This window comes from Rathayibacter sp. Leaf296 (assembly GCF_001423045.1).
Classification (GTDB): Bacteria; Actinomycetota; Actinomycetes; order Actinomycetales; family Microbacteriaceae; genus Rathayibacter; species Rathayibacter caricis.
This window is the reverse complement of record NZ_LMNR01000001.1, coordinates 2192709-2203228: the sequence shown is the minus strand read 5'-3', so window position 1 is coordinate 2203228 and position 10520 is coordinate 2192709. Positions and strand designations below refer to the sequence as shown.

The following is a 10520-nucleotide window of genomic DNA, read 5'->3' as shown; positions in this document are numbered from 1 at the left end:
AGTAGGACACCGCCGGACACCATTCACGATGGCCACCCAGAAATGGGTGGCCATCGCTGTTTATCCCGCCCTCCGCACCACCAGGCCCTGCACACGCAGAAGAGCCGGGGCAGAGATCTAAGGTGGAAGGCATGATGTCAGACGACACTGCTCGAGACGAGGAGAACGAGGTTCCGTTCGAGGACCTCGTCGAAACGCTCGCACTGACCGAGGAGCAGCCGCTCTCCTCTCGGACGTCGTCCTACACCGCGATCCAGGATCGGCTGCGTGCGCGACTCGAGGGTGCGGACGTGCGCCGATGAGCGGCTCCGCCTCGGACACTCCTGCGCCGGACGCGCGCCTCGATGCGGCACTCGCCGAGCGAGGAATCGCTCGGTCGCGCACTCATGCGGCGCGGCTCATCGCGGACGCCCTCGTCACAGTCGACGGGGCGCCGGCGCTGAAGGCGTCGATCCGGGTCCGACCCGATCAGGACGTCGCCGTAGCCGGTCTCGATCACTACGTGAGCCGGGCGGCGCACAAGCTGCTCGGAGCGCTCGCGAGCTTCCCCACCGTCTCCGTGCAGGGGGCGCACGCGCTCGATGTCGGTGCCTCGACGGGGGGATTCACCCAGGTGCTCCTCGAGCGCGGGGCCGCCTCGGTGATCGCGCTCGATGTCGGACACGCGCAACTCGCGCCGCGAATCCGCTCGGATGACCGCGTGCACGTCGTCGAGGGGTTCAATGCCCGGGACATGACATCGACCTCTCTCGCCTCAGCAGCCCGGACGACGACCGTGCCCGATCTGGTGGTGTCGGACGTCTCCTTCATCTCGCTCACCATGGTGCTGCCGGCCGTCACGGCGTCCGTCTCTCCGCTCGCCGACTTCGTCGTACTGGTGAAGCCTCAGTTCGAGGTCGGTCGAACCGGTGTGAAGGAGGGCATCGTCCGTGATCCCGAGCTGCGCCGGGAGGCTCTGTCGGACGTCCTCTGGGCCGCGTGGGATCTCGGTCTCGGAGTGGTCGGACTCGCGTCCTCCCCATTACCCGGAAGCGCTGGGAATCACGAGTATCTGGCGCACCTCCACCGCGACCGCGGAACGATTCCGACAGAATGGAGAGACGCGGTCACCGCGCTCACCACCGGGTGATGCGGGCGGTCGATCGACGTCGATCTACCTGGAGGACACCCTCTCGATGCAGTCCCCTCCGCAGGAGCGCAACATCCTCGTCGTGGCCCACACCGGACGGACGGACTCCCTCGAAGCGGCGATCCTCGTGATCCAGCGGCTGCGCGGATCCGGAGCCCGGCCCGTTCTGTGCGGCGACGACAAGGGCGACATCGTCGCGGCAGCTCCGTCGCTCTCGGACGTCGCCGTCCTCGGCACCGACGTCCTGCTCGCCGACGTGGAGCTCGTCTTCGTCCTCGGTGGCGACGGCACGATCCTCCGTGCCGCCGAGATCGCACGGACCGGGACGGCGCCGCTGCTCGGCGTGAATCTCGGTCACGTCGGCTTCCTGGCCGAGAGCGAGCGCGACGATCTCGACGACGCCGTCGCCCGAGCCCTCGACGGCGACTACGGCGTCGAGGAGCGGATGACCCTGCAGGTGCGGGTGAAGATCGACGAGCAGGTCGTCTACGAGACGTGGGCGCTCAACGAGGCCACGGTCGAGAAGGGCAGCCGCGAGCGGATGCTCGAGGTGATGGTCGGCGTCGACGGCAGGCCGCTGTCGAGCTTCGGCTGCGACGGCATCGTGGTGTCCACTCCGACCGGCTCGACCGCGTACGCGTTCTCGGGAGGGGGCCCGGTCGTGTGGCCGACCCTCGAGGCGATGCTGCTCGTGCCGCTCAGCGCCCACGCGCTGTTCGCGCGTCCGCTCGTCGTCGGGCCCGGATCCAGCCTCGCCGTAGAGGTCAAGGAGCGCACCGACGGTGTCGGCGTTCTCTGGGCCGACGGCCGCCGGACCTACGAGCTGCCCCCCGGCGCTCGCGTCGTGTTCCGGCGCTCGCCCTACCCCGTGCGCCTGGCCCGCCTGCACGACGCCCCCTTCACCGACCGCCTGGTGCACAAGTTCGGCCTCCCCATCCGCGGATGGCGGGGGTCCACGGAGACGGAGTAGTTCCCCCGATGCTCGAAGAGCTGCAGATCCGCGACCTCGGCGTCATCGCCGAGGCGACCCTCCCGCTCGGCCCCGGCTTCACCGCCGTGACCGGAGAGACCGGCGCCGGCAAGACGATGGTGGTGACGGCGCTCGCTCTGGTCCTCGGTGCCCGGTCCGACGCCTCCGCCGTCCGCTCCGGCCGGCCGCAGGCGTGGGTGTCGGGCCGCTGGATCGTGCCGGAGGACGGAGCGGTGGCCGACCGGGTCCGCGACGCCGGCGGCGACCTCGACGGTCCCGAGCTCTTGCTGGCCCGGTCCGTCTCGGCGGAGGGTCGCGGTCGCGCGGTCGTCGGCGGCAGGGGAGCGCCGGTCAGCGTGCTCTCGGAGCTCGCCGACCAGCTCGTCGTCGTCCACGGCCAGTCCGACCAGATCCGCCTGCGGTCGGCCGCAGCGCAGCGCGACGCCCTCGACCGCTTCGGCGGTGCCGAGCTCGCCGAGGCGCTGCGCGACTACGGGAGCGCGTACGAGCGCTGGCGGGCCAACCGGGAGGAGCTCGACGAGCTGACCGCGGCGCGTGAGGCGCGGGCGCGAGAGGCGGAACGACTCCGGAGCGCCCTGGCCGAGATCGAGGTGGTCGCGCCGCAACGGGGCGAGGACGTGGAGCTCGCGGCGCAGTCGGAGCGGCTCGGCAGCATCGAGCAGCTGCGGCTCGCCGCCGGCGAGGCCCGCGAGGCGATCTCGTCCGAGGAGCTGGACGGCCGGGACGCCCTCGGTCTGCTCGACCTCGCGCGTCGGGTCCTCGAGCGGGCGGCCGAGCACGACGCTGTCCTGCAGCCGACGGTCCAGACGCTGAGCGAGGCCTCCGTGCTGCTCGTCGACGCCGCGGGCAGCCTCTCCTCCTACCTCGCCGAGCTCGACCTCGACGGAGCGCACGACCTCGAGCTGATCGAGAACCGGCGGGCCGAGCTGTCGCTGCTCGCACGCACCCACGGGCCCACGCTCGACGACGTCCTCGACCTCGTCGACTCCTCGGGTCTGCGGCTGCTCGAGCTCGACGGCGACGACGAGCGCATCGCCGCGCTCGAGTCGGACACGGCCGCCGACCAGGATCTGGTCGACCGTCTCGCGACGACGCTCAGCGCGCTGCGCACCGCCGCGGCGGCCGAGCTGGGGGAGCGGGTCAGCGACGAGCTGTCCGCCCTCGCCATGGGCGACGCCCGCCTCCACGTGCGTGTGACGAGCACCGGCGACCCGACCGCGCACGGCCGGGACACGGTCGAGATGCTGCTCGAGCCGCACACGGGCGCGACGCCTCGGCCGCTGGGCAAGGGCGCCTCCGGTGGCGAGCTCTCGCGGGTGATGCTCGCGATCGAGGTCGTCGTGGCGGCCAACGACCCGGTGCCGACCTTCGTCTTCGACGAGGTGGACGCCGGAGTGGGCGGAGCCGCGGCCATCGAGATCGGACGACGGCTCGCCCGGCTCGCCGAGACCTCCCAGGTGATCGTCGTGACCCACCTCGCGCAGGTCGCCGCGTTCGCGAACAACCACCTGCGGGTCGAGAAGGGCTCGGACGGCAGCGTCACCTCCAGTGCGGTCACCCAGCTCGACGCCGACGAGCGCGTGTCCGAGATGGCGCGTCTGCTCTCGGGGCTGACCGACTCCGCCAACGCCCTGGCGCATGCTCGGGAGCTGCTCGAGACGAGCCGGCGCGGCTGACCGATCCGGCCGACCGGGCCCCCCTCCCGGCAACTGCTGTTAGGGTGGAAGCCCGTGGTGGACATTTCGAACGCGGGCCCTTCAGACTCTTCTTCCGACTCCTCGACGGCCGGGCACTCCGCCCCCGCGAAGGTCACGAAGCACATCTTCGTCACGGGTGGCGTCGTCTCGTCGCTGGGCAAGGGCCTCACGGCCGCGAGCCTCGGCAACCTGCTGACCGCCCGCGGGCTGCGCGTCGTGATGCAGAAGCTCGACCCCTACCTGAACGTCGATCCGGGAACGATGAACCCGTTCCAGCACGGCGAGGTGTTCGTCACCGACGACGGCGCCGAGACCGACCTCGACATCGGGCACTACGAGCGCTTCCTCGACATCAACCTGAACCAGGCTGCGAACGTGACGACCGGGCAGATCTACTCGCGGGTCATCGCGCGCGAGCGGGCAGGGGAGTACCTCGGCGACACCGTGCAGGTCATCCCGCACATCACCGACGAGATCAAGCGCCGCATGCGGCTGCAGGCCGAGGACGACCCGCAGCCCGACGTGATCATCACCGAGATCGGCGGCACGGTCGGCGACATCGAGAGCCAGCCGTTCATCGAGTCGGCCCGTCAGGTGCGGCACGAGCTCGGGCGCCGGAACGTCTTCTTCGTGCACGTGTCCCTGGTGCCGTTCATGGGCGCTTCCGGCGAGCAGAAGACCAAGCCGACGCAGCACTCCGTCGCCGCGCTGCGCTCGATCGGCATCCAGCCCGACGCGCTCGTGCTGCGCAGCGACCGGCCCGTGTCGGAGTCGAACAAGCGCAAGATCGCGCTGATGTGCGATGTCGACGAGCAGGCGGTCGTGAACGCCAAGGACGTCGCCTCGATCTACGAGATCCCGGGCATGCTGAACGAGCAGGGGCTCGACTCCTACATCATCGACCAGCTCGGCCTCGACGCCGGAGAGGTCGTCTGGGACGGCTGGTCAAAGCTCCTCGAAGCGGTCCACGAGCCCAAGCACGAGGTCACCATCGGCCTGGTCGGGAAGTACATCGACCTGCCCGACGCGTACCTCTCGGTGACCGAGGCGCTGCGCGCCGGCGGCTTCGCCCAGCAGACCAAGGTGGCCATCCGCTGGATCGCCTCGGACGGACTCGAGGACCCGGAGGCGGCGTCGAAGGCGCTCTCGGAGCTTGACGGCATCTGCGTGCCCGGCGGCTTCGGCATCCGCGGCATCGAGGGCAAGCTCGGCGCTCTGCGCTTCGCCCGCGAGAACGGGATCCCGACGCTGGGACTCTGCCTCGGCCTGCAGTGCATGGTGATCGAGTACGCGCGGAACGAGGCGGGGCTCGAGGGGGCGTCGTCGTCGGAGTTCGACCCCGGGACCGAGTTCCCCGTGATCGCGACGATGGCGGAGCAGGTCGAGATCCTCGCGTCGGGCGACATGGGCGGCACCATGCGCCTGGGCCTCTACACCGCGGAGCTCGCCGAGGGCTCCATCGTCTCCGAGGTCTACGGAGCGCCCGAGGCGGCCGAGCGCCACCGCCACCGCTACGAGGTCAACAACGCCTACCGTGACCGGATCGCCGAGGCAGGCCTGTGGTTCTCGGGCACCTCGCCCGACGGCCGCCTCGTCGAGTACGTCGAGCTGCCGCGCGACAAGCACCCCTACTACGTCGGCACCCAGGCCCACCCCGAGCTGCGCTCGCGTCCGAACGACGCGCACCCGCTGTTCCGCGGACTGGTGACGGCGGCGCTCGAGCGCCAGGAGGCCTCGCGCCTCTTCCCGGCCTCGGAGGCCGGCGCCGATGAGTGACTCCGGCCTCTCGGACGAGCTCGTCGAGCCCGAGATCCTGACGAGCGAGAGCGTCTTCGACGGCATGGTCTGGGGTGTCCGCGCCGAGACCTTCCGCTACGGCGACGGCGAGCTGCGCCGGGAGTTCCTCGACCACACGGGCGCCGTCGCGGTGCTCGCCCTGGACGACGAGGACCGCGTCGCGCTGATCAAGCAGTACCGCCACCCCGTCCGCACCCGGGAGTGGGAGATCCCCGCCGGGCTGCTGGACATCGAGGGCGAGGACGCGCTGGTCGCCGCCCAGCGCGAGCTCGCCGAGGAGACCGACCTGCAGGCCGGCCGGTGGGACCTGCTCTCGGAGTTCGCCACCTCGCCCGGGGGCAGCGACGAGGTCATCCGCATCTACCTCGCCCGCGATCTCTCGAGCACCGGCTCGGTGTTCGACCGGGAGGCGGAGGAGGCCGACATGGAGCTGCGGTGGGTCGCGCTCGACGAGCTCGTCGACGCCGTCCTCGCGCGCCGGGTGCAGAACCCGTCGCTGACGATCGCCGCACTCGCGGCCCACGCTTTCCGCTCGCGCGGCTGGGCGGGCCTCGGCGACGCGTCGTCGCCGTGGACGCGGCACCCGAGGGTGCGGCACCCCCGGGGATGACCCCGAGGGCGAGCGTCGAGGCGTTCCTCCGGCAGGCGAGCGTCGAGCGCGGGCTGTCCGCGCACACCATCGCCGCCTACCGCCGCGACCTCGAGCTGTACCTGGGCCGGCTCGACGAGCTCGGGGTCGGCGACCTGGCCGAGCTGCGCCGCTCGGACGTCGGCGACTTCGCTTCGTGGCTGGCCGCGCGGCCCGGGCGTCCGCTCGCCGCGTCCTCGCGCGCGCGCATCCTGTCGAGCGTGCGCGGGCTGCACCGGTTCGCCCTGGAGGAGGGGCTCGTCGTCGACGACGTGGCGCACGACGTCGTGCCGCCGAAGCTCCCGACGACCCTGCCGAAGGCGATCACGGTGGAGCAGATGAGCGCGCTCCTCGAGGCGTCCCGGGGGGAGGAGCTGGCGCAGATGCGCGACCGGGCGCTCCTGGAGCTCCTCTACGCGACCGGCGCGCGGATCTCGGAGGCGGTCGATCTCACCGTCGACGACGTCCTCGACGCCGACGTGGTGCGCCTGACCGGCAAGGGCTCGAAGCAGCGGATGGTGCCGCTCGGTCGCTACGCGCGGGAGGCGGTCGACGACTACCTCGTGCGGGCGCGGCCGGAGCTGTCGCGGCGCGGGCGCGCGACTCCGGCGCTCTTCCTCGGCGTGCGCGGCGGACGGCTGTCGCGGCAGAGCGCCTGGCTCGTGATCCGGGCGGTCGCCGAGAAGGCGGGGCTGGACCGCGAGATCTCCCCGCACACCTTCCGGCACTCGTTCGCGACGCACCTGCTCGCGGGCGGAGCCGACGTCCGCGTCGTGCAGGAGCTGCTCGGGCACGCCTCCGTCGCGACGACGCAGATCTACACGCTGGTGACGGCGGACACGCTGCGGGACGTGTACACGACGGCGCATCCGCGGGCGCGGCGCTGAGGGGGGAGCGGGGGAGGCGGGGATTCGGCGGGGTGGGTCTCGACACGCCCCTTCGGAGCTACTCGATCAGCAAGGGCTGCGGGGCGCGGGAAGGGCACGGGCGGCGGGGCGCGGCTCCGGGGGCGGAGGGGGTCGGTAGACTCGACGGCAGGCCGCGCGGGAGCGCACGCCCCGGGAAGCGAGGACGACGCAGGTGACAGGCAAGACGGACGACACGACGGAGCTCACCGGCCTCGAGGCTCCGACGCTCGGCCCGACCGGCCGCCCCCTGCGCGAGTTCCCCCTCCCGGTCGAGCTGACCGGGCACGGACCGGCGCGCATCATCTCGCTCTGCAACCAGAAGGGCGGCGTCGGCAAGACGACGACCACCATCAACCTGGGCGCGACCCTCGCCGAGTACGGCCGCCGCGTGCTGGCCATCGACTTCGACCCGCAGGGCGCTCTGTCCGCGGGCCTCGGTGTCGCCACCTACGACGCGATCACCATCTACGACCTCCTGCTCGGCACGGTCAAGGACCCCTCCGAGGCGATCCGCTCGACCAGGGTCCCCGGACTCGACGTCATCCCGGCGAACATCGACCTGTCGGCCGCCGAGGTCCACCTCGTCAACGAGGTCGCCCGCGAGCAGATCCTGGCCCGCGTGCTCCGCAAGGTGAGCGCCGACTACGACGTGATCCTGATCGACTGCCAGCCCTCGCTCGGGCTGCTGACCGTGAACGCGCTGACGGCGAGCCACGGCGTGCTCATCCCCCTCGAATGCGAGTTCTTCGCCCTGCGCGGTGTGGCGCTCCTGATCGAGACGATCGACAAGGTGCGCGACCGCCTCAACCCGGCGATCGAGCTCGACGGGATCCTGCCGACGATGTACGACTCGCGCACCCTGCACTCCCGCGAGGTGCTCGACCGCGTCGTGGACGCGTTCGGGGACAGCGTCCTCGAGACGGTGATCGGCCGCACGGTCAAGTTCCCCGACGCCAGCGTGTCGGGAGTGCCCATCACGCAGTTCGCGCCGGAGCACAAGGCCGCGGCGGCGTACCGCCAGCTCGCCAGGGAGCTGATCTCGCGTGGCGCGGTCGCCTGAGTCGGTCCTCGTCCGGGAGCCGGTGGCCGAGGCCGCCGGCGGGTTCCGAGTCGCTCTGGCGAACTTCGAGGGCCCCTTCGATCTGCTGCTGAGCCTCATCACCAAGCAGCAGGTCGACATCACCGAGATCGCGCTCAGCGCGGTGACGGACGAGTTCCTGTCGTACCTGCACGGCATCGACACGCTTGAGGGTCTCGACCGCGCGTCGGAGTTCCTGGTCGTCGCCGCGACGCTCCTGGACCTCAAGATCGCCGGGCTGCTGCCGCAGGGCGAGCTCGTCGACGCCGAGGACGCCGCGCTGCTGGAGGCCCGCGACCTGCTGTTCGCGCGACTCCTGCAGTACCGCGCGTTCAAGCAGGTGTCGAGCTGGTTCGCCGAGCGGATCGAGATCGAGACGGCGCGCCACGTGCGCGACGTCCCGCTCGAGGAGGAGTACCGGGCTCGGAAGCCCGAGCTCGTCTGGACGCTGTCGGCGGAGGACTTCGGCGCACTGGCCGCCTTCGCCCTCGCACCTCGCGAGATCCCGACGGTGGGTCTCGATCACCTGCACGCGCCGCTGATCAGCATCCGGGAGCAGGCCGCCTACGTCGTCGCCGTGCTGAGGGAGCGGTCCACCGCCACCTTCCGCGAGCTGATCGCGACCGCCGAGGAGAAGGGCGTGATCGTCGCCCGCTTCATCGCCGTGCTCGAGCTCTACCGGCACGCCGCACTCGCCTTCGAGCAGCCGGAGCCGCTCGGCGAGCTCACCCTGCAGTGGGTCGCTCCGTCGTGGTCCGACGCGAATCTGGCGCACCTGGGAGCCGACTATGACGGCTGAGACCGCGGAAGCGGGCGTCGGGACCGTGGCGTTCGAGATCGACCGGGCGATCGAGGCGATCCTGATGGTCGCCGACGAGCCGCAGTCGCTCGTCGCGCTCGCGACGGCGCTGTCCCGACCCATCGCGGTCGTGCGGCAGTCGATCGAGCGGCTCGTCGCCGACTTCGACGGCGTGGACGGTGGCGTCCGACGCGGCTTCGAGCTGCGCGAGGTCGGCTCGGGCTGGCGGATCTACGTCCGCCGCGAGTACGACCCCGTGGTGTCGGACTTCGTGCTGACCCAGAACCCGACGAAGCTCTCGCAGGCGGCGCTGGAGACCCTCGCCGTCATCGCCTACAAGCAGCCGATCTCGCGCGGACAGGTCGCGCAGATCCGCGCTGTCAATGTCGACTCGGTCGCCCGCACACTGCTGGGTCGTGGCCTGATCGCGGAGGTCGGCAACGACCCCGAGACCGGCGCGATCCTCTACGGCACGACGGAGCAGCTGCTCGTGCATCTCGGCCTCGCCTCGCTCGACGAGCTGCCGAAGATCTCCCCACTTCTGAGCGACGGACGGGACGGATTCGATGAGCACGCCTGACAGCGGGCCCGAGGGCGAACGACTGCAGAAGGTCCTCGCCGCGGCGGGGGTCGCCTCCCGCCGGGTCGTCGAGGAGATGATCGTCGCGAGGCGGATCAGGGTGAACGGCGAGGTGGCCGCGGAGCTCGGGCGCCGCATCGATCCGGCGACCGACTCGATCGAGGTCGACGGTGTGGCGGTGCAGCTGGACACCACGCGCCGCTACGTGATGCTGAACAAGCCGGTGGGAGTCGTGAGCTCGCTCGCCGACGAGAACGGCCGGGCCGACCTCAGCACCTACACCCAGAACTTCGAGGAGCGGCTCTTCAACGTCGGTCGGCTCGACGCCGAGACGTCGGGGCTGCTCGTCCTGACCAACGACGGGGAGCTGGCCCACGTTCTCGCGCATCCGTCGTTCGGAGTGACCAAGACGTACATCGCCAAGGTGCAGGGGCAGGTCCTGCCGCAGACCATCGCGGCGCTGACCGCCGGCGTCGAGCTCGACGACGGCCCGGTCGCGGCCGATAAGGCGCGGCTGCTGGGACGACCGGAGGGCAGGTCGAACGCCTCCCTGGTCGAGCTGACGCTGCACTCCGGGCGCAACCGCGTGGTCCGGCGGATGATGGCGGCCGTCGGGCACCCGGTGCTCGAACTCGTCCGGCGCCAGTTCGGACCGCTCCACCTCGGCACTCTGCGCTCGGGAGATCTGCGGGACCTGACCCGCGAGGAGCTGGGCGCGCTGCTGACGATCTCGCGGCAGGGCGGCGAGAAGGTCGCCGAGAAGCCGGAGCCGACGCGGAAGGCGAGCGCGGGAGCGCGGCGGCCCCGACCGGACGAGCGCCGGGAGGACCGGCGGCCGACCGGCGAGCGGCGCGACAGCGGGGAGCGGCGGCCCTCCGACGACCGACGCTCCTCCCCGAGCGCGGATCGACGT

10 protein-coding genes and 1 pseudogene are annotated in these 10520 nt (G+C 71.5%); all 11 read left to right on the top strand.

The window, feature by feature from the left end; all coding sequences use genetic code 11:
- Positions 1 to 131: 131 nt before the first annotated feature.
- Positions 132 to 302, top strand: a complete 171-nt coding sequence (locus tag ASF46_RS19140) for a hypothetical protein (RefSeq protein ID WP_157602337.1) — start codon at positions 132 to 134, stop codon at positions 300 to 302.
- Positions 299 to 1129 carry a TlyA family RNA methyltransferase gene (locus ASF46_RS10235; protein ID WP_056867364.1) on the top strand — a complete coding sequence of 277 codons (831 nt, stop codon included), beginning with the start codon at positions 299 to 301 and terminating at the stop codon, positions 1127 to 1129. Before ASF46_RS19140 ends, ASF46_RS10235 begins: the two co-directional genes overlap by 4 nt.
- Positions 1130 to 1175: 46 nt before the next feature.
- Positions 1176 to 2099 (top strand): NAD kinase, encoded by a 924-nt coding sequence (locus tag ASF46_RS10230; protein WP_056867363.1) that lies wholly within the window; start codon positions 1176 to 1178, stop codon positions 2097 to 2099.
- Positions 2100 to 2107: 8 nt separating this feature from the next.
- A complete protein-coding gene (gene recN, locus ASF46_RS10225) occupies positions 2108 to 3796 on the top strand; it encodes a DNA repair protein RecN (RefSeq protein WP_056867362.1) in 1689 nt (562 codons plus the stop codon).
- A gap of 144 nt (positions 3797 to 3940) precedes the next feature.
- Entirely contained in the window at positions 3941 to 5593 is a 1653-nt protein-coding gene (locus tag ASF46_RS10220; RefSeq protein WP_268788640.1) for a CTP synthase, read from the top strand.
- Entirely contained in the window at positions 5586 to 6224 is a 639-nt protein-coding gene (locus ASF46_RS10215; RefSeq protein WP_056867360.1) for an NUDIX domain-containing protein, read from the top strand. Before ASF46_RS10220 ends, ASF46_RS10215 begins: the two co-directional genes overlap by 8 nt.
- Positions 6221 to 7129, top strand: coding sequence for a site-specific tyrosine recombinase XerD (gene xerD, locus ASF46_RS10210; protein ID WP_056867359.1), 909 nt, complete (start codon positions 6221 to 6223; stop codon positions 7127 to 7129). The genes ASF46_RS10215 and xerD overlap by 4 nt, the downstream gene beginning before the upstream one ends.
- A 193-nt stretch (positions 7130 to 7322) precedes the next feature.
- Positions 7323 to 8210 carry a ParA family protein gene (locus ASF46_RS10205; protein WP_056867358.1) on the top strand — a complete coding sequence of 296 codons (888 nt, stop codon included), beginning with the start codon at positions 7323 to 7325 and terminating at the stop codon, positions 8208 to 8210.
- The gene (locus ASF46_RS10200) at positions 8194 to 9027 is read left to right on the top strand and encodes a segregation and condensation protein A (RefSeq protein WP_056867357.1); all 834 of its coding nucleotides are present in this window, start codon (positions 8194 to 8196) and stop codon (positions 9025 to 9027) included. The genes ASF46_RS10205 and ASF46_RS10200 overlap by 17 nt, the downstream gene beginning before the upstream one ends.
- A complete protein-coding gene (gene scpB, locus ASF46_RS10195; RefSeq protein WP_056867356.1) occupies positions 9017 to 9607 on the top strand; it encodes an SMC-Scp complex subunit ScpB in 591 nt (196 codons plus the stop codon). The genes ASF46_RS10200 and scpB overlap by 11 nt, the downstream gene beginning before the upstream one ends.
- Positions 9594 to 10373 (top strand): annotated as a pseudogene (locus ASF46_RS10190) (pseudouridine synthase); the annotation flags it as partial. The gene scpB and the pseudogene ASF46_RS10190, both read left to right, overlap by 14 nt.
- Between the last annotated feature and the right edge of the window lie 147 nt (positions 10374 to 10520).

Bases quoted from the DNA above. Each gene is read 5' to 3' on its own strand.
- ASF46_RS19140 (WP_157602337.1), top strand. From the start codon at position 132: ATGATGTCAGACGACACTGCTCGAGACGAGGAGAACGAGGTTCCGTTC.
- ASF46_RS10235 (WP_056867364.1), top strand. From the start codon at position 299: ATGAGCGGCTCCGCCTCGGACACTCCTGCGCCGGACGCGCGCCTCGAT.
- ASF46_RS10230 (WP_056867363.1), top strand. From the start codon at position 1,176: ATGCAGTCCCCTCCGCAGGAGCGCAACATCCTCGTCGTGGCCCACACC.
- recN (WP_056867362.1), top strand. From the start codon at position 2,108: ATGCTCGAAGAGCTGCAGATCCGCGACCTCGGCGTCATCGCCGAGGCG.
- ASF46_RS10215 (WP_056867360.1), top strand. From the start codon at position 5,586: ATGAGTGACTCCGGCCTCTCGGACGAGCTCGTCGAGCCCGAGATCCTG.
- xerD (WP_056867359.1), top strand. From the start codon at position 6,221: ATGACCCCGAGGGCGAGCGTCGAGGCGTTCCTCCGGCAGGCGAGCGTC.
- scpB (WP_056867356.1), top strand. From the start codon at position 9,017: ATGACGGCTGAGACCGCGGAAGCGGGCGTCGGGACCGTGGCGTTCGAG.